This is a genomic window from Chloroflexus aurantiacus J-10-fl (genome assembly GCF_000018865.1).
GTDB lineage: Bacteria > Chloroflexota > Chloroflexia > Chloroflexales > Chloroflexaceae > Chloroflexus > Chloroflexus aurantiacus.
Genome location: NC_010175.1, coordinates 3,953,430 through 3,973,924, shown reverse-complemented (window position 1 = coordinate 3,973,924; position 20,495 = coordinate 3,953,430). Strand labels below are relative to the sequence as shown.

General features: G+C 52.7%; 8 protein-coding genes and 1 CRISPR repeat array (1 of these 9 only partly in view). All 8 genes read right to left on the bottom strand.

Annotated features, from left to right (window positions below; translation table 11 throughout):
- A CRISPR array of direct repeats spans positions 1 to 11,286; the repeat unit is 37 nt; unit sequence GTTTCAGTGCTCTACCGTGAGCCGAAATTGTTGAAAG; it reaches 1,998 nt to the left of the window's first position.
- 303 nt (positions 11,287 to 11,589) lie between these two features.
- Complete coding sequence (gene cas4, locus CAUR_RS15525; protein ID WP_012258805.1) at positions 11,590 to 12,198, bottom strand: CRISPR-associated protein Cas4; 609 nt, start codon at positions 12,196 to 12,198, stop codon at positions 11,590 to 11,592.
- Entirely contained in the window at positions 12,185 to 12,442 is a 258-nt protein-coding gene (gene cas2, locus CAUR_RS15520) for a CRISPR-associated endonuclease Cas2 (protein ID WP_012258804.1), read from the bottom strand. Before cas2 ends, cas4 begins: the two co-directional genes overlap by 14 nt.
- Before the next feature lie 11 nt (positions 12,443 to 12,453).
- Entirely contained in the window at positions 12,454 to 13,467 is a 1,014-nt protein-coding gene (cas1, locus tag CAUR_RS15515) for a CRISPR-associated endonuclease Cas1 (RefSeq protein WP_012258803.1), read from the bottom strand.
- Between the two features lie 324 nt (positions 13,468 to 13,791).
- A complete protein-coding gene (cas6, locus tag CAUR_RS15510; RefSeq protein ID WP_012258802.1) occupies positions 13,792 to 14,793 on the bottom strand; it encodes a CRISPR system precrRNA processing endoribonuclease RAMP protein Cas6 in 1,002 nt (333 codons plus the stop codon).
- A gap of 2 nt (positions 14,794 to 14,795) precedes the next feature.
- Positions 14,796 to 17,150 carry a CRISPR-associated helicase/endonuclease Cas3 gene (locus CAUR_RS15505; RefSeq protein ID WP_012258801.1) on the bottom strand — a complete coding sequence of 785 codons (2,355 nt, stop codon included), beginning with the start codon at positions 17,148 to 17,150 and terminating at the stop codon, positions 14,796 to 14,798.
- On the bottom strand, positions 17,128 to 17,865 hold the full coding sequence (cas5b, locus tag CAUR_RS15500; protein WP_015909329.1) for a type I-B CRISPR-associated protein Cas5b: 738 nt from the start codon (positions 17,863 to 17,865) through the stop codon (positions 17,128 to 17,130). The genes CAUR_RS15505 and cas5b overlap by 23 nt, the downstream gene beginning before the upstream one ends.
- Positions 17,866 to 17,873: 8 nt before the next feature.
- The gene (gene cas7i, locus CAUR_RS15495; protein ID WP_012258799.1) at positions 17,874 to 18,965 is read right to left on the bottom strand and encodes a type I-B CRISPR-associated protein Cas7/Cst2/DevR; all 1,092 of its coding nucleotides are present in this window, start codon (positions 18,963 to 18,965) and stop codon (positions 17,874 to 17,876) included.
- A 26-nt stretch (positions 18,966 to 18,991) separates the two neighbouring features.
- Entirely contained in the window at positions 18,992 to 20,494 is a 1,503-nt protein-coding gene (locus CAUR_RS15490) for a CRISPR-associated protein Cst1 (protein WP_012258798.1), read from the bottom strand.
- Position 20,495 lies beyond the last annotated feature (1 nt).

The following is a 20,495-nucleotide window of genomic DNA, read 5'->3' as shown; positions in this document are numbered from 1 at the left end:
TGAGCCGAAATTGTTGAAAGCCTGTGGGTGATCCCGACTCCATTATAATTGGGATGGTTTCAGTGCTCTACCGTGAGCCGAAATTGTTGAAAGTGAAACTGCGCCGGACGGTTCAAAATTGCTGCGAGGTTTCAGTGCTCTACCGTGAGCCGAAATTGTTGAAAGACGGCAAAGGTTCCTCGATGTGGAACGTTTTTCGGTTTCAGTGCTCTACCGTGAGCCGAAATTGTTGAAAGAGGTTGATGATCTCGTAGCCAATCGGTGACTTAATCCGTTTCAGTGCTCTACCGTGAGCCGAAATTGTTGAAAGAACCTCACTGCGTTGATGACGCCTTCGTGTGTGTAGTTTCAGTGCTCTACCGTGAGCCGAAATTGTTGAAAGTTTGGTTGCTTTCGGCGTCTAGTTACAACGAGTACGTTTCAGTGCTCTACCGTGAGCCGAAATTGTTGAAAGCGACTTCGCCGTTAGCCTTCGCCGCGCTATCGAGCGCGTTTCAGTGCTCTACCGTGAGCCGAAATTGTTGAAAGCAACTCTGCCTTTAACGCCTCAATATCGCTATCATCCGGTTTCAGTGCTCTACCGTGAGCCGAAATTGTTGAAAGCTATCTGCGTAAACGAGCCATCACCGCGCGAGAGGGTTTCAGTGCTCTACCGTGAGCCGAAATTGTTGAAAGGTATCTTGACACACAGGGTACGGTTATTGATCTACGGTTTCAGTGCTCTACCGTGAGCCGAAATTGTTGAAAGAGTGAAAGTATCCGCTCCGACCGCGATACGTTTTGCCGTTTCAGTGCTCTACCGTGAGCCGAAATTGTTGAAAGTGATTATGGTTGGCCACACCCGCGCCGATAATCCAGTTTCAGTGCTCTACCGTGAGCCGAAATTGTTGAAAGAGGGGAGTGCTAAATGCCAACGGTAACGATTAGTGAACGTTTCAGTGCTCTACCGTGAGCCGAAATTGTTGAAAGGAAATATCAAATCGTTACCATCTTGCTCAAACGTCTCGTTTCAGTGCTCTACCGTGAGCCGAAATTGTTGAAAGATTGTGTGTAAGAACTGGGCATATTACCCAAATATAAGTTTCAGTGCTCTACCGTGAGCCGAAATTGTTGAAAGAGGTTGATGAGAACCCCAATTCCACTCTCGACGTCCTCGTTTCAGTGCTCTACCGTGAGCCGAAATTGTTGAAAGCAATATATAAATCGCACGTCAGGAGGCGTCGTACAAGTTTCAGTGCTCTACCGTGAGCCGAAATTGTTGAAAGCAGCATCGTTGCCGCTGCCGTCTGCGTCATCGCCCCAGTTTCAGTGCTCTACCGTGAGCCGAAATTGTTGAAAGGTGAACGCCTGTGAGACCCCAGCCGGGTCGATCTCGTTTCAGTGCTCTACCGTGAGCCGAAATTGTTGAAAGTCACTGCTCGTAGTAGCAGTTACTACGCGACTGCTGCAGGTTTCAGTGCTCTACCGTGAGCCGAAATTGTTGAAAGACGACGCACGCGCAGCAGCGACAGTCGCTTGTCAATGTTTCAGTGCTCTACCGTGAGCCGAAATTGTTGAAAGCGGCGACAACGACAGCAGCGACAGCGACAGCGGAGACGAGTTTCAGTGCTCTACCGTGAGCCGAAATTGTTGAAAGTCACACGCAGTTGCTATTCACCTCCCGCGTGTTTAGTTTCAGTGCTCTACCGTGAGCCGAAATTGTTGAAAGGTCAAGTTGCGATGTGTCACGTGGTGATGTGTCACGGTTTCAGTGCTCTACCGTGAGCCGAAATTGTTGAAAGCGTTCAAACGGCCATCCCTGAAGTGCATGTAAAGAGTTTCAGTGCTCTACCGTGAGCCGAAATTGTTGAAAGACGCGAACAACGCGAGCATCGAAAAGAGCATTGCGATGTTTCAGTGCTCTACCGTGAGCCGAAATTGTTGAAAGGTAGCGCAGCCTTGACAGCTCCGCCAGTGCCGCCCCCGTTTCAGTGCTCTACCGTGAGCCGAAATTGTTGAAAGCTGGGCGTACCGGATCAGGCTTCCCGGCGGCGACAGTTTCAGTGCTCTACCGTGAGCCGAAATTGTTGAAAGCTTGGCAGCAGTACGGTATGTTGATCGACAACCCGAGTTTCAGTGCTCTACCGTGAGCCGAAATTGTTGAAAGTTGGCACCGCGTCACGCACAGCTTGCCGCTCCCGATGTTTCAGTGCTCTACCGTGAGCCGAAATTGTTGAAAGACGATCACATCTTTGCTGCATTTATCTGTTGGGCAAGTTTCAGTGCTCTACCGTGAGCCGAAATTGTTGAAAGTCCCGGACCTGAAGGAAGCACTATGCGAGTTCACGAGTTTCAGTGCTCTACCGTGAGCCGAAATTGTTGAAAGAACGCTTGTGCTGTCGCAACGATCTCTTTCCAGAGGTTTCAGTGCTCTACCGTGAGCCGAAATTGTTGAAAGCGCGCTGCACGTTACGCAGCGCACTGCTTGCGTTGTCTGTTTCAGTGCTCTACCGTGAGCCGAAATTGTTGAAAGTGCGCCCTCCTACGTCGCCGGATCGAGTACGCCGTCATGTTTCAGTGCTCTACCGTGAGCCGAAATTGTTGAAAGTGGTCGTATTGAGCGACTCAATCACGTGTAGCGCGTGTTTCAGTGCTCTACCGTGAGCCGAAATTGTTGAAAGCCGCTGGCGCACCAATCGCGCGACGATTGCCAAACAGGTTTCAGTGCTCTACCGTGAGCCGAAATTGTTGAAAGCCGGGAAGGACCAGTCCTCGCCGAGAATATCGGCAGTTTCAGTGCTCTACCGTGAGCCGAAATTGTTGAAAGGCAGACAAGTGCGCGCTCGAAAATTGCTCGAAAAAGTTTCAGTGCTCTACCGTGAGCCGAAATTGTTGAAAGCCAAAAATTAAGCACATAAGCCGCCTTGACATTACCGCGTTTCAGTGCTCTACCGTGAGCCGAAATTGTTGAAAGGCGTTGTAAACATAACTTGGCCTCGTGATGTCCACGGTTTCAGTGCTCTACCGTGAGCCGAAATTGTTGAAAGGGCTGGGGTCGCTTCAAGCGCGGCCTTATCGAGACGGTTTCAGTGCTCTACCGTGAGCCGAAATTGTTGAAAGCGGCCTCGGCGCGGGCGATGCGTGATGTAACATCACCAGTTTCAGTGCTCTACCGTGAGCCGAAATTGTTGAAAGTGTGCCCATGGCCGCGTAGCCGGCAGCGCCGGCTTGTTTCAGTGCTCTACCGTGAGCCGAAATTGTTGAAAGATGTAATGAGTGCAACCTCAACACGACTACAGTACTGTTTCAGTGCTCTACCGTGAGCCGAAATTGTTGAAAGGTCTTTCTCGAGCACTATCGTCGAGGCGTTTTCGAGTTTCAGTGCTCTACCGTGAGCCGAAATTGTTGAAAGGCGGTGTACTCGTTGAGCTGTACGCGATGAACGAGCAGTTTCAGTGCTCTACCGTGAGCCGAAATTGTTGAAAGACGAAAACAAGATGAAGAGAGCGGGGGGTGAAAAAAGGTTTCAGTGCTCTACCGTGAGCCGAAATTGTTGAAAGCCGGTGGTACACCGGCGATGTAACACGTCTTCGCGCCGAGTTTCAGTGCTCTACCGTGAGCCGAAATTGTTGAAAGAACGCCAGATAACCGCGCTATAGTAAACCCGCGTTAGCGTTTCAGTGCTCTACCGTGAGCCGAAATTGTTGAAAGGTAGCAAGGAATTGGTATGACACAGCGACAATCACGAGTTTCAGTGCTCTACCGTGAGCCGAAATTGTTGAAAGCTGACCGTGCCGGCCCTGCGCGCGCGCTATAACGCAGTTTCAGTGCTCTACCGTGAGCCGAAATTGTTGAAAGGGGGATCACTCCCCCTCCTCTTTTTTTTTATCTTCGTTTCAGTGCTCTACCGTGAGCCGAAATTGTTGAAAGAAGAAAGGATAAGACCATGAACAACGTCACCGTTTATGTTTCAGTGCTCTACCGTGAGCCGAAATTGTTGAAAGTTGATCGCTTGCCAGAGCAAAACCTGCAACAATGTTGTTTCAGTGCTCTACCGTGAGCCGAAATTGTTGAAAGGTGTACACCACACACTTGCGCGTAGCAACGTTACCGTGTTTCAGTGCTCTACCGTGAGCCGAAATTGTTGAAAGGGGATGATGAGAGATAGGGGAAAAAAAGAAGATAATGAGAGTTTCAGTGCTCTACCGTGAGCCGAAATTGTTGAAAGCATCATCCGCCACCTTTCGGTCGGTCATGGCTGCGGTTTCAGTGCTCTACCGTGAGCCGAAATTGTTGAAAGGCTCCCATTGCGCCGTTTGCCGGTCATTGAGCACGGGTTTCAGTGCTCTACCGTGAGCCGAAATTGTTGAAAGGGAGCACGCCAAGCATGAAGAGGAGCGGCAGCAGAAACTGTTTCAGTGCTCTACCGTGAGCCGAAATTGTTGAAAGCGCAGGGGTGACGGCAGCGCTTACCCTGTTGCAATCGAGTTTCAGTGCTCTACCGTGAGCCGAAATTGTTGAAAGGTATCGTACCAGCCGTAATAGCGTGATGGACGCACGGTTTCAGTGCTCTACCGTGAGCCGAAATTGTTGAAAGATAAACTGCGACTGCACGCGCAACTCCCCGCCCGGACGTTTCAGTGCTCTACCGTGAGCCGAAATTGTTGAAAGAGCGGTATGATCGCTGGTATACCGATGCGTTGGAGGTTTCAGTGCTCTACCGTGAGCCGAAATTGTTGAAAGCAGATGCACCCCTCGCCGCGACTGCACGCACAACGTGTTTCAGTGCTCTACCGTGAGCCGAAATTGTTGAAAGTCAGGATGCCGCCAGCCACCAACCGCTGCAACGCCTGTTTCAGTGCTCTACCGTGAGCCGAAATTGTTGAAAGGCGGCGCTCGGCAGCAAGCGCCATGCCGAGGGCATCCGCGGTTTCAGTGCTCTACCGTGAGCCGAAATTGTTGAAAGGCATTAGCTCGCCCTCCCGTGTCGCAGCAACCGTTATGTTTCAGTGCTCTACCGTGAGCCGAAATTGTTGAAAGGCAAACTCGCGCCAGCCGAACGCGCACGACTCAGGGTTTCAGTGCTCTACCGTGAGCCGAAATTGTTGAAAGGCAATCGCGGCACCAGCTCGACGACCACGTCGACGGTTTCAGTGCTCTACCGTGAGCCGAAATTGTTGAAAGCAAAAACGCAGCAATCTGAGCCGCGCGGTCCGGCATCTCAGGTTTCAGTGCTCTACCGTGAGCCGAAATTGTTGAAAGGAGGAGCTGGTCGAGGAGATCGCGCAGACGCTGGCGTTTCAGTGCTCTACCGTGAGCCGAAATTGTTGAAAGCGGTAGTCGAGAGAAGCAATGAGATTCGAATTCGATGTTTCAGTGCTCTACCGTGAGCCGAAATTGTTGAAAGGTCCAGCATCCCGACGTGACCCTGCCCTCTGCCGAAGTTTCAGTGCTCTACCGTGAGCCGAAATTGTTGAAAGCTGCTCATCAAGCGCGATTGCCCGCAACGCATCGACCGTTTCAGTGCTCTACCGTGAGCCGAAATTGTTGAAAGATCCGTGCATCACTCAGGCAGTACGCTGCAATATAAGTTTCAGTGCTCTACCGTGAGCCGAAATTGTTGAAAGACAAAAAACAAAAGCCTCATCACCACAGTGTAGTGAGGTTTCAGTGCTCTACCGTGAGCCGAAATTGTTGAAAGTAGTATCCATACCACTCCCCGTAGGGATAGTATATAGTTTCAGTGCTCTACCGTGAGCCGAAATTGTTGAAAGTTATTTCGATTGTTCCCGTAAAATTGACACCTTCGAGTTTCAGTGCTCTACCGTGAGCCGAAATTGTTGAAAGTTCAAGTTAAACGATTAAGCGATTGTATTTTAGCACGTTTCAGTGCTCTACCGTGAGCCGAAATTGTTGAAAGGCTATTGGCAGGCCTTTTCATACTATTAATCTTTAGTTTCAGTGCTCTACCGTGAGCCGAAATTGTTGAAAGTTTGAAGTATTCGGTCCAAAAAGATATGTAAGGAAGTTTCAGTGCTCTACCGTGAGCCGAAATTGTTGAAAGACGGTAGGCGCCGGGGTAGGGCTAGGCAGTGGAGTGTTTCAGTGCTCTACCGTGAGCCGAAATTGTTGAAAGCAAAAAACAAAAGCCTCATCACCACAGTGTAGTGAGGTTTCAGTGCTCTACCGTGAGCCGAAATTGTTGAAAGAAAGGTAATAGCCAGGGTTTAATGTAACAAAGTCATCCCGTTTCAGTGCTCTACCGTGAGCCGAAATTGTTGAAAGGCCATACATCACTTCGTTCTGCTCGATTGCTTCGACACGTTTCAGTGCTCTACCGTGAGCCGAAATTGTTGAAAGCGCACAAATGGTGCAGAGCGCGGCGGGTGATACGTGTTTCAGTGCTCTACCGTGAGCCGAAATTGTTGAAAGAACGGGCGCATACCGGAAGAGCATCACGCCACACCGCGTTTCAGTGCTCTACCGTGAGCCGAAATTGTTGAAAGAACGAGAATGCGGTGTTTAACATTGTGACCAATCACAGTTTCAGTGCTCTACCGTGAGCCGAAATTGTTGAAAGAGGCTGCTGGCCGGCCTCTCGCCGCAGGCGGTGTACGTTTCAGTGCTCTACCGTGAGCCGAAATTGTTGAAAGAGATATTAAGAGATTAACATGTATACGGTTGAAATACTCGTTTCAGTGCTCTACCGTGAGCCGAAATTGTTGAAAGACGAGACAGTTGCATAGTATCATTCCTTCCTAACTAACCGTTTCAGTGCTCTACCGTGAGCCGAAATTGTTGAAAGGCGCGCAACGCTGCTGCTCGCAGCGCGGATTAAGCACCGTTTCAGTGCTCTACCGTGAGCCGAAATTGTTGAAAGGTGAACGCAGCAGCTATCATCTTGACTGGCATCTGTTTCAGTGCTCTACCGTGAGCCGAAATTGTTGAAAGTCAACAGCCCTGACGTAGCGCGATAACGGCAACACTGTGTTTCAGTGCTCTACCGTGAGCCGAAATTGTTGAAAGTCAACAGCCCTGACGTAGCGCGATAACGGCAACACTGTGTTTCAGTGCTCTACCGTGAGCCGAAATTGTTGAAAGAAGAACGCCAACGCCAGCGCCAACGCCAGCGCCAGCGCCGTTTCAGTGCTCTACCGTGAGCCGAAATTGTTGAAAGCATGTCGATGGTATTACCAGAATGACCCGCACATGAGTAGTTTCAGTGCTCTACCGTGAGCCGAAATTGTTGAAAGTGTGTGCGAATGAGCACGTGCTGAACGACATTAGTGTTTCAGTGCTCTACCGTGAGCCGAAATTGTTGAAAGCCGTCGCCGTTGGAAAAAGGTTCTTAGCAAAAGCAAGTTTCAGTGCTCTACCGTGAGCCGAAATTGTTGAAAGATGACTGTAACCATCCATTCGACGCTCATACTGTCTCGTTTCAGTGCTCTACCGTGAGCCGAAATTGTTGAAAGATAAACTGCGACTGCACGCGCAACTCCCCGCCCGGACGTTTCAGTGCTCTACCGTGAGCCGAAATTGTTGAAAGTTATGATCGAAGTGACGTGTAGCGCGTGCGAAAAACGTTTCAGTGCTCTACCGTGAGCCGAAATTGTTGAAAGGCGATTTCAACATCCGCTCCCGTTACCAAACCATTACGTTTCAGTGCTCTACCGTGAGCCGAAATTGTTGAAAGGAAGCAATCCATACGCGCGCGAACCCATAAAACTGGAGTTTCAGTGCTCTACCGTGAGCCGAAATTGTTGAAAGTCTAACTCTTCGCGGATGTTGGCCAGTAGCCGTTCGGGTTTCAGTGCTCTACCGTGAGCCGAAATTGTTGAAAGATAACTACATCATTGTGCCGCCTTATTCGGTACGAACGTTTCAGTGCTCTACCGTGAGCCGAAATTGTTGAAAGCCAACCGGCGACTGTTTGATCACCACTTTGCACCGTGTTTCAGTGCTCTACCGTGAGCCGAAATTGTTGAAAGCACGGTCGGGCAGACGCTACAGGCCGGCCTTGCCGCGGTTTCAGTGCTCTACCGTGAGCCGAAATTGTTGAAAGCGATGTTGATTATGTCGCGTCGCTGCTCCGTCTGCTGTTTCAGTGCTCTACCGTGAGCCGAAATTGTTGAAAGTGTGTGCGAATGAGCACGTGCTGAACGACATTAGTGTTTCAGTGCTCTACCGTGAGCCGAAATTGTTGAAAGATTACGTCAACGTCATATTACGACCACATTACGTCAGTTTCAGTGCTCTACCGTGAGCCGAAATTGTTGAAAGGGTTGCCGCTTGTAGAGGCGGCGGCTGCAAGTGATACACGTTTCAGTGCTCTACCGTGAGCCGAAATTGTTGAAAGCCGTACCGCCGCTCGATGTCGTCTGCGGTAAACCGCTGTTTCAGTGCTCTACCGTGAGCCGAAATTGTTGAAAGGCACCGCATCGCTGGCCGTCGCGTAGCGCACGATGGTGTTTCAGTGCTCTACCGTGAGCCGAAATTGTTGAAAGACTGCTGCGTAAGCTTGAGCCGGCCCAGCTCACTTGCCGTTTCAGTGCTCTACCGTGAGCCGAAATTGTTGAAAGCTGAAAATCTCTCAAAATACCCCTTGACAAACTCTTGCGTTTCAGTGCTCTACCGTGAGCCGAAATTGTTGAAAGTCGCCGTCAGTCTCGTCAAGCTCAAGCTCAAACGCGTTTCAGTGCTCTACCGTGAGCCGAAATTGTTGAAAGGAGCAGGCGCAGCAAATTATCGACAACTGGAAGCAGAGTTTCAGTGCTCTACCGTGAGCCGAAATTGTTGAAAGGATGCAGCAGATGCGCGCAACGCTGCGAGCAGCAGCGGTTTCAGTGCTCTACCGTGAGCCGAAATTGTTGAAAGGTGAGGATCACATCGTCCGTGCGCAAGCGCTCGGCAGTTTCAGTGCTCTACCGTGAGCCGAAATTGTTGAAAGGCGCCGAGCCAGCGCGCCGAGCGCACCCGCTCACCGTGTTTCAGTGCTCTACCGTGAGCCGAAATTGTTGAAAGAGCCGGCGGCAGTAGTGCCGACATCGCCGCAAAACGCGTTTCAGTGCTCTACCGTGAGCCGAAATTGTTGAAAGCCGCTGAGCTTCCCGACCAGCGAGGCAACGAAAAGCAGTTTCAGTGCTCTACCGTGAGCCGAAATTGTTGAAAGCTACCGCTACCCCTACTCCGTCGCCTACGCCGGCCGGGGCGTTTCAGTGCTCTACCGTGAGCCGAAATTGTTGAAAGCAGAAAAAGATACGCCGACAATCCGTAGCACAGGTATGGTTTCAGTGCTCTACCGTGAGCCGAAATTGTTGAAAGCCGCAAACTAAGGAGCTGCTAATCCTTACGGCGAATGGTTTCAGTGCTCTACCGTGAGCCGAAATTGTTGAAAGGTCTTCTTCCCCCGTCCAAAAGCAGTTCGTGACCGAGTTTCAGTGCTCTACCGTGAGCCGAAATTGTTGAAAGCGCTGCCTCCGCCCTGATCCCCGTCGCAAGACAGAGGTTTCAGTGCTCTACCGTGAGCCGAAATTGTTGAAAGGGTCTTGTGAGACCAGGCCGGTGGTGACGTTAGATGTTTCAGTGCTCTACCGTGAGCCGAAATTGTTGAAAGTACGAACCGCAATTAACCGCCATTGCCGAGCAAACGTTTCAGTGCTCTACCGTGAGCCGAAATTGTTGAAAGTCCGTTGCCGTTTTCACCCACTGCTGTGAGCGTTCGGTTTCAGTGCTCTACCGTGAGCCGAAATTGTTGAAAGTGAATGGTTCGGACCGTTCCCGTCCAGAGAGCGAATGATGTTTCAGTGCTCTACCGTGAGCCGAAATTGTTGAAAGACGCCTGTTTCATCGAGTACACTACAACCAGTTGTGGTTTCAGTGCTCTACCGTGAGCCGAAATTGTTGAAAGCCGGCCAGTATTTCCTTAACGCCGTTCTCGGCGCCGTGTTTCAGTGCTCTACCGTGAGCCGAAATTGTTGAAAGTGGTGGCCAGAACGTCAATCCGGCCAGATAACACACGTTTCAGTGCTCTACCGTGAGCCGAAATTGTTGAAAGTCAGGCAATGTTCGTCGCTCGGCGGAGATTGCGCTTGTTTCAGTGCTCTACCGTGAGCCGAAATTGTTGAAAGATTGCGCTTGGGTACGCCGACGATGCGGAATTTTTGAGTTTCAGTGCTCTACCGTGAGCCGAAATTGTTGAAAGTGGTATTCTACCGCACGTACAGTCGCAAACGTGACGAGTTTCAGTGCTCTACCGTGAGCCGAAATTGTTGAAAGGTGTTGTGTAGGTCGGTGGCAATGCGCACGAAGTCGTGTTTCAGTGCTCTACCGTGAGCCGAAATTGTTGAAAGACATTCGGAGCATGGGTTTGATCAGGCTCCGTATGGTTTCAGTGCTCTACCGTGAGCCGAAATTGTTGAAAGCGCCAGCAGAGGTGCAACGCCGCGAGGGAAATGATGTAGTTTCAGTGCTCTACCGTGAGCCGAAATTGTTGAAAGCATTTTTTTCTTGATCAACACTCGGCGGCCTATTATGTTTCAGTGCTCTACCGTGAGCCGAAATTGTTGAAAGCTACGTTTTATAAACAACTCCCGGAACGCGAAAAGAACGTTTCAGTGCTCTACCGTGAGCCGAAATTGTTGAAAGGTGTTGTGTAGGTCGGTGGCAATGCGCACGAAGTCGTGTTTCAGTGCTCTACCGTGAGCCGAAATTGTTGAAAGACATTCGGAGCATGGGTTTGATCAGGCTCCGTATGGTTTCAGTGCTCTACCGTGAGCCGAAATTGTTGAAAGGCTGACCATCAAGTGCGGCGCGTGCCAGCAAACGCAGTTTCAGTGCTCTACCGTGAGCCGAAATTGTTGAAAGTCCGCCGACCATAGCCAGCTATCGCGGCTGATTGCGTGTTTCAGTGCTCTACCGTGAGCCGAAATTGTTGAAAGGCGCTGGTATGTCGGTCGAACTGGACACAACATTACAGTTTCAGTGCTCTACCGTGAGCCGAAATTGTTGAAAGCAAACACGCGCAATTTTGTTGCGCGAAATTAGCCGCGGTTTCAGTGCTCTACCGTGAGCCGAAATTGTTGAAAGGCCGCTGCCGCCTGCGTCATCTGCGTCATCGCTCCAGTTTCAGTGCTCTACCGTGAGCCGAAATTGTTGAAAGTCCCGCACCCGTGGAACCAGCTCGACGACCACGTCAACGGTTTCAGTGCTCTACCGTGAGCCGAAATTGTTGAAAGCTACTCCGTCGCCTACGCCGGCCGGGGCCGGTGGCAGTTTCAGTGCTCTACCGTGAGCCGAAATTGTTGAAAGCCAACCTCTCTATTCCTACCCATGCGCTGTGATCACTCTCGTTGGTCGTTGTAAGCATCTCTGGAGCCTTCCTATACGTTCATTATATCTGTCCTGGCCGGTTGTGCAAGGGTTTGTTTGGGGTTGTGTTCGCAACTCCAGGTTTGTTCAGAATCTCGTCCGGGTTGCGAAGTGCATCGATCTGTCTCTGATGCGTTATCTACTCATTGGACGTAGAGCAACTGAGTACCAATACGCTGTTGATGACGGCTTTCGGTACTCAGTTGCGAATCGACTACGTATATGACTATTCTCAGGGTCGATCTATACGACGTCGTTGCAGAAGCGGCGAAACTCGCAGTTGACGCAGAGTGCCCGGCTCGACGGTGGCGGTGGTAGCGCTTCAGTCCGAATGGCTTTTTGCACCGCAGCAATCGTTTCGATTACGTTTTTGCGTAATTGGGGGCTGATTGGGACTTTTTCCGCTTTCCGTAATGGAATGTGGTATATCCATCCGGTTTCTACCGGTAAACCCCACGTCTCTTCTATGAGAAGTGCGTAGGCGCCTACCTGAAGTTTGAAGTGCGGCCCGGCATCCTGCTCGCTATCTTTGTAGTCAACCACGACTATTTTTGCTGCCGGGTCTGACCGGTTGGGTACTGCAATTGCCAGGTCGAGGATTCCTCTGACGCCAAGTCGCTCTGACCGTAGATAGACGTGGAAGAAACGCTCTCCGGTTTTCAGGCCATATGTGCGAAGTGAACGCCGCTCTTCCCGGTCTTCCTCAGCACGGTGACTCGCAGCTCCCTGACGCATTAAATCTGTCTTTGGACGAATGGCAGGCAGGCAGTAGGTGTACCACACAACCCGCGGACAGTAACGCCACTGTTTGATATCGCTGACTTCAATCGTATCAAGATCAGGCATCGTCATATTGCTGCTCCAGTATGCGCCGATCACTCCAGGTTTTGCTGTCGAAGACGAAAAGTTGGACGTTTGCGGTATGACCTTTGACCCGCCGGGTTATTTCGCCGAATAGTGCCCGTTGATGGGTCCGGCTGAGATTCCCGGCGAAAGCACTATATTGAATTCGTTGCAGGCCATAGTCGAGGCAGGCATCAGCGACTCGCTGTCTTGCCCGATCATTGGGAATGTCGTAGATGACAAGACATTGCATCGCGGCCCTCCTTACCATCCCATGATGAATGGGGTGTAAGATTCACGCTCTCCCCGCACATACGTCGCAATGTGTCGCGCCTGACACTGGAGAATATGACGTAGTGGCTGACGTTTGCCTTCATACGGCTCTGTCGTTTCAAGCCGCTCTAAGACCTTAGTGGCAATACGTTCACGGGTTGGCTGGTCAAGTCTCCCATCTTCCTCACGCCCGATCTGCCAGCCACGAGTGATCTGCCCGAGGAGTGTCCGATCTACAACTGCTTGCCGGAATTCCTCGATCAGGTCGAGGACCAGACTGGGTTTTCCTGGACGATCTGCATGTAGTAGGCCAGCATAGGGGTCAAGACCCGCCAGTACTATCGCATGTTCAACCTGACCGTAGAGAACACCATATCCGTAATTGAGTACTTGATTAAACGGATCGCTCGCACCTCTTGTTTCCCGTCCTGGCCAGTTCAATGCCGGCGGTATCAGGGACCCAATCGCCTGCCAGTAGCGGGCTGCATAACGTCCTTCGATGCCCATTAATGCGTCACGAATGTCATCGACGGTCTCTCCATGCAGCCGCTCAACGGCAATCTGATAATCGACAACTTCTGCCGCAGTCGCCATGAGCAGTTCATATATTTCCGGTGCGGTTCCTTTACGATTCTTCGCAACATAGCGGAGAAGATTCGCTTGATTGCCGAGTTTGCCTAATGTGAATGCACGGGCAAGGGCGACACCAGCCGGGCCGTCATACGCGCGCAGTTGCGCCCGCCGGGTCAGAACAGTTCCGGTGAGGCCGGCACTGTACAGGCTGGCTTGCGGTGTACCATTGCTGCTAATGAAGTGAATCGGTATTCCCTCTTCACTACACGCCCGGATTGCATCACTACTAATGGCAATGCCTCCACCGGCGATAATTACCTGGCGCAGGTGCATGATCGGCACTTCTTTTTGCCGTTCGTTGTCCTTTGTGACCCGTAAACGGCCCTGATGCTTGCCAATGAAGCTACCTCGTTCATCGACGATGAGTTCCATGGTATAGCCTTCCTTTCAGGATAGAGTGCTGGTGTCGCCTTAGAAAGGGCAACAGTGATCGATTGTTAAGGTTCAAGTGCTCTTTTTCAATATACACATGTTTGCGCATGATGCAAGGAGATACGATACGAATATCTTTGCCATCGTGCCACACATAGACGATGAACCCGTGGGAATGTTTCCTGGCGCAGGGTGGTGGCAAGCGCCACCACCCCAACGCGCAATATGTAGACGATGACCCCACCGAAACGTTACTTCAATTGTTAAGGTGCAGAAGCAACAAACGCAGGTCAGGCCGGGTTGTCGCCGTTGCCACCATTGGAGCTACGGCCAGACCGGCATGCCCTGGAGAGTGTACCAGCCATCACCCTTGACTGCATTGCGCCCAACATGGATCAGGCTGCCCCATACGATGAGTTCACGCAATTCCGCCAATGGCCCACGAAAGGTTGCACTGCCGATCAGGCCACCAACCGGTGTCCGCCGTTGCTGGCGCGACGAGACGCTGACGACGTCGATCCAGCGCGTTTTGTCGGCGGTGACGGTCACCTGTTCGGCAAGGGCCAGTAATCCGCGAAAATCGATGGTGAGTGGGCCATCGCCGTAAGCACGCGACAGATCATCGAGCCGACGCATCAGGCGTTGGATAAGTGGCCGTAAGGCGATGGTCTTGACCAGACGATCTTGATCGATGAGCCGCATGGGGGTATGGAAGAAGAGGGTGATTTCTTCAGTCGGCAACCGCGCCGCGTAGTCACGTACTGCTGCTGCGTCAATCGGCAGACCGGGAAAATACACAGTTCCGCCGGGTAATGGGTAGAGCGTCTGTCTGGCTCCACTCAGAGGATGGTACGCCTCAATAGAGCGGAGAGCAATGCGGCCCCGCCGTCGGCGCAATTCGTCCAGTTTGACCCCGATGCCATCACGTTCCAGTTCCCGCACCGCCATCACGATGAAAGGGAACAGGTTTTCGGCATGCCCAAATAATCCCAGGCCAAACCGGATGGTATCGCCTGGCTGAAAATGCATGCTCTCACCCTGCCGGGCGTGCTGATCATCGGCGAGCGGCGGACGCACGACATACGGACGGGGCCGCTGGTCACTGCCTTTCTCATCTTCACTCCGCATCGGGGCGACCAACGCGGCAACCGGGCAACGACTGTAGAGGGGGCAATCGGCACACGTTGGTGCTTCTTTGTTGGCACAAAAGCGTGTCCATAGCGCATTGGAAACCGCACCGCGTACCGCTGGCCCACTTTGCGCCGCCAGGACAACCGGGGTTTCCGCCGTCGCGGTGAAGATGAGGTGATGTACGGTAAGTGTCATACTTAACTCCAATCTGGATCAATGACCGTATCGCCAAATGAGAGACCATTACGCGAGTCGTAGGGCGTTTGCACAACCCAGACTCGTCGCTGACCGGTCTCTTCCGCAGGTCGCACCTTACCCTGACTGCGTAAGATGGCGAACCGCTGTTTGCTAATGCTGACCAGATAATCATTCGCCTCGATAAAGCGCTCTTCGACCAGCAGACTGACATAGTCGCGCTCGAAGCAGGCCGGCACCACGTCCACACCGTCAAACATCTGCTCGAATTCATCTTCACGCTGGGCATCGCTCTGGAACGGACAGAGGCCGTTGATGATCTGTTCAACTTGCCGGCTTATGTTCTGATACGCTGTCAACCATTGCTCACGCAACAATGGGTCGGCATAGATGGTATCCAGCCAGGTCTGTACTGCGGACTCATCGACAATGTCACCATGATGACGTTCGAGTTCGGCCAGCGTGACCCGCACGATGTGACCGGCCTGTTCGGGATCACGATGGCGACCATAAACTCCCTGGCCATCGTTGGGCTGACGGAAGATGTAGACGGGACAGATTCCTTTCGCTGCCCGTCGATTAACCCGCCCGAAGCGTTGCAAGAGGGCTTCCAGTGGCGCCGGATCACTGTAGAGAGTGTCCAAATCGATGTCGAGGCTAACTTCGACCACCTGGGTGGCCACTAGCGCTAACGGTGGCCGCCGGGCGCTATCGCTGCGACAGCGCTCAACGATTGTCTGCTCCAGCCGATTGCGATCTCCATAGGTGAAGCGACTGTGGATCAGGATGAGTTGCTCGTCGCTCAAACCAGCCTGCATTAGCAGATCACGCACCATCTGCGCCCGTGCGACCGTATTGACACAGACCAGAACCTGTTTCCCATCACGCACTGCGGTGACAATCTCGGTGATAATTGCAGGATCGGTCAGCTCGCCATCACGCAGGTACAACTGATGACGACGGAAGCGGGCAAAGATGTCTGGTGTGGCCTGAATGATAGTTGGCGTATCCAGCACATCACTGAGCTGTTCGAGAATGAGAGTCGGGAAGGTAGCCGACATCACGAAGAAGCGGGCCGCAACATGCCGGCGCAAATAGCGCATCAAGCCGGTGATAAGGGCCAGTCGTTCTGGTTCATAGGCGTGAATCTCGTCGAAGATGAAACCCGCCCGTGCATAGTCGGTCAGCATGGCCTCAAAGCCGCGCAGTTGAAAGAGAGCTTTGAGCAGTTGGTAGGGACTGAGTACTTTGAGGGGACGGGCATGTAAGAGGTTGAGATTCTTCTCCCACTGTACCTTGCGCACCGTCGTTGCAGACCATTCCTCGCCATCCCGGAAACGGGCGTAGAGTGCCTGGGCAGCTCGACCGTGCTGAAGACCAACAACATTATTCCCGAAGAGTCCGCATAGTCGGTCGTACATTGCGTTCATACTGGCCTGATAAGGAAGTGTGTAGAAGATACGCGCCGGTGGGTTACTGCCATCACCCAATGCCCAGGCCAAAGCAGCCTCGGTCTTGCCACTACCGGTTGGCGCCATCAACAACACGTGCTGCGCACTCGCACCGGCACTTGCAACCTGATGAGAATATGTTTCCCGTCCGGCAGGAATAACTGCTTGCCACGAGTGGCGTATCGGTTCCGGTATCCGCTGGAGATGCGCCGACGCCATGTGATCGGCAGTGGTGATCAGGCCGCGCAACAAAATACCGGGAATACGGGCAGTGGTTGCTGTGCCCGCAGCAGTCAATATATCTACCCACTGGTGATAGACCGATAGCCAGTAACGGATGCGTCTGGCATCAATGGGATGTGATTGCGGGCTGATTTCCGCAACCACATCCGCCATCCCCAGCTCGATACGCCAGGGATTCGCGCATTCGCCAAGCCAGCGATGCAGATGATCAGCAGTAGCCGGTTGCAGTTCAGCGCAAAGATCGCTTAGCGGATCTTTGCGCAACCCGGCAGGGTACAGTTCACGAATTTCCGGTGCATCACGGTGGTGCGACACAATCGCCGCTACGACCCAGCGCTGTTCTAACTCATTCAGATCATGCGCAATCGCATCGACAAAGGCCAGCGAGAGCACTTCGTGACGATGCGACCATGCCGGGCCACCACGCAACCGTCGCTGAAAACCTGCCGCCGCCTTCCCGAAATCGTGGAGAAAGGTGGCCCAGTACAGGCAATGCCACAGGCGCACCCCGCCTGCCAGGTCTGCGAGGTTCGGTCGCAACCGATAGAGATCGGCCAGTCGGCAGAGAACATCCCACGTATGACTGGCTAATGTCTCTCCGCCGTACTGCTGACTCTTGGCCAACAGATCTTCCTGCCAATCAGGCCATGGCAAAGGCTTCATCGTCTGCTCCCACAAAGGTATGAAACCACAAACCGAGTGGCAATCCATCAACAACCGGTGCTGTTGGATCACTCCAGTATGTTGCCGATTGCTGACCAAAACGCAGCATCTGCCTGGTTGTAATCCGTTCGGTCAAGACCAGATAGCGGGCGAAGCTGGGCTGCCGACGCTGACGATAGTTAATCCAGCGCGGCATCAGCGTGACAACACCCGCCGGGGCCTGGGTAGCCATGGCAAAGGGCAACAGGGTATGCTCGAAATAGACCTGATCGGCCTGCTGGAGATCGACAATGTCGATGTGGGTATAGGCTGCCAGGTCTTGTGAACGACCCAGAACCACCGGGTAGCGCGGAAAACGAAAGGCATCAATCCACTCCGGTCGGTTGAGGTAGAGGGTCAACCGCGGAAAGAGCAGGAGCTGGCGCTTGAAGGGATTGATGTTCCCTTCAAGCACCTTGGGTTCGCCGCCGGGCAACTTTCCCGATGACGCCGAGAGCACATGAATATGCTCAAGGTCGTGCCCTTCACCGGCAGCGGTGAAATGGTAGGCAAACGCCAGTCCTGCTGGATCAACCCAGTCGCCCAACGCGCTACAGATGTGCCCATAAATGGTTGCCGGCGGCGGCAATGGAAAGCTCGGCTGTACCCCCAACATAAAGTGAGGATAGCGAAATGAAGTTGTCAGAGCTTCGAGCACAATCTTGAGCGCCTGCATAATCCCCCCTAATCCAGCCATTCAGGATGTGTATCACAGTCCTGAATGAAGGCGGCAAAGGCTTCGCGCGGATGACTCAGGATGATGTGTGGCAAACCTTTCGCCGCAGCTTCTTCATTATGCTGAGTAACAAATTGCTCAAAAGCTGCCCGTGCCTCATCGAGATACCCCTTCACCCACCCCACATAGATCGGCGAACGGATGCCATCGGCGAAGACACGCAGGGCTTCCTGTAAAGCGTCAATCTTGATCTCTGGTAAACCATTACGCTGCGCACCGACGGTATGGTGGAAGACATGATTACCACCCGTGGTAACGGCAAAGATCACCAGCGCCGGGCTGACATCGGTGTAGTGTAGGGCTTGTTTCGCACCACCCTCCAATTGCGCCATCCCGGCAAAGAGGGCTTTTACGCGGGCCAGGCGCTCTTGCTTCGGCAAGCGGTACGACTTCTCGCTTTCGAGATGCTCGACACCGGCCACATCCTTCACCAAACGCACCCGCTCATCGTCGAGGTTGCGAAAACCAGTACGATTGCGGTACGAGAAGGTACCACATGCCCACAGGTCAAGCGAGAAGAGACCTTTCAGCGTGGTACGATAGAATTGATGCTCATGAGGCACCGGATTTCCTTCGTGCCGCGACATCACACCAAAATCACTGGTCGGATTGACCGGTGCAATCGAGACCAGTGTACTCACCCGGAACGGTGAAGCGCGGGTAACTGTATCTGTCACCGGCGTAGATTCTTCCAGCAAACTCATCTGCTCCCGACTCTTTTTCGCCGTCTCACCTTTGCCCGGTGCCCGCATATACCCGAACAGATCATCGTCCCAGTAACGAATCGGGTTGGCGTCGGTGTAGGCAATCTTCTCTTCACGGAAGATCGGCGATGAACGCCACTCCGGTACCCGCCGTTCGAGCGTTGTGCGTAGCCAGTAGCGAAACGCCTGCGCCGACACATAGGGAAAATTGCCGGCTTTGGTGGTAATGACTTTGACGCCGACCGTGTTCTCTTCACGCTCACCTGGAATCGAACCGAGATTGTTGAGTGCCGACGCCGGCGCATCAATCAAGAATAAACCGGTTACGAAGGCCATGGTTGTTCCTCTCCTTTCTCCATTAATTATTCGCTAACAGCAACTTCCGCATCATCTGGAACAGCATCAGGATTACCGGCAATCCAGTCTCGCAACTGTTCAACCATACGGATCAACACTAGATCGCGCATCAAACGCCAATCGCTGCGCAACACCTCCTCACCTTCCATAAAGACGGTTAGAAAACTATCAAGAGTGAAGAGCGTTTCGCGCCCCTGCGTATAGCGCGTGTAGTCGATATTCGTCCTGTTGAGCAGGCTCAGAAAATGGTCACTCCGCTGCACGGTGAAGAACTGACGGAAAAAGCGCTTCCCGCCTTGTTTGCGGGTGTAGTCGGCGAGTTTATCGCCCAATTCCTTCACAATCGCCACTCGATCATCGGTCATAAGCATTACCTCCTGCACAAAGAGTTCAACCAGCGGCCATGAAACAAGGTCAATATCCCGACGGAGTGAATAGTCGCGACGGGGGTCATCAGTAGATCGATTGGTAGATCGATTCACATCAGGGATGCGGAGAAAATAGGTACGCACAAACTGCGCTGCCTGTGCCGGGAGTGTGAACAAGTCTTCGTACAGATAGTTCACCCGCGGTTCAGCCGGTTCGGCAGCCTTCCCACGCTTCCCGGTCGGCGTCACGCGCTGCCAGCTTCGGGCAACCAGCTCATTCCAGAGGTTGCGATAGGTCGGCGTATACACCGCAAGCAGAAAACCGGTAATCTGGAGCGGTAGATGATACAGCTCCAGGAATGGTGATTGACCGAAGTTAGAGAAATGGTAAGCCGTGATCGTCGTCCGTTGCGCCCCTTCGAGTTGCTGGCGCATAATATCGGCCAGCGTCTCAATCAGCAATGTCCGCAAACTACGCGGGGAACCGGGTAGTTTCTCTTCACCGGCAGCCTGCGCTTTTGCCACGTCGCTCAGGTTACGCTGCAAAAACCGATTGGCAAACGCAATCGTCAACCGCTCATCATCACAATGCACAGCGAGCAGATTATTGCCTACCCTGGCACAACCCAACGGCATCGCCTGCAAAGCCAGAATCGCCTCCGGTGCCATCGGCAGACCGGGGTCGCCGTTAACAAAGAAATTGATCGAATCGTCGCCTTGCAACAACGGCATCTGCGCCCGCCCGACCCGTCCGGGTTGCAGTTTGCCCGACAACTCAAATGCTGCCGCCGGCAAACCGGTGAAGAGGCAGGTTTCAAGCGCTCTGGCTGCCTCTGCCCACTGCCGCAGATGCCGTTTGGCCCAGTAATCACGTTTTTGACGTGCATTAGCCTGTTGGTCAGGCGACAAGCCGGGACGGTCTGGGTTAAACGCCGGCTGGACAAACCATGCATTCGTGGTAAGCGCTACTGTCAGAAACCTCTGCAACGGCTGCCGCACATAATTTGCCTCAATGTAATCGGCAATACGTTGAAAATCACCGGCATTGAGATCGGCAACACGTTGCTTCCCGACAAACGCCGTCATTGTGGCAAAACCGACATCAACGAATGGATGGCCGGTGTAGCGTATCTGATTCATG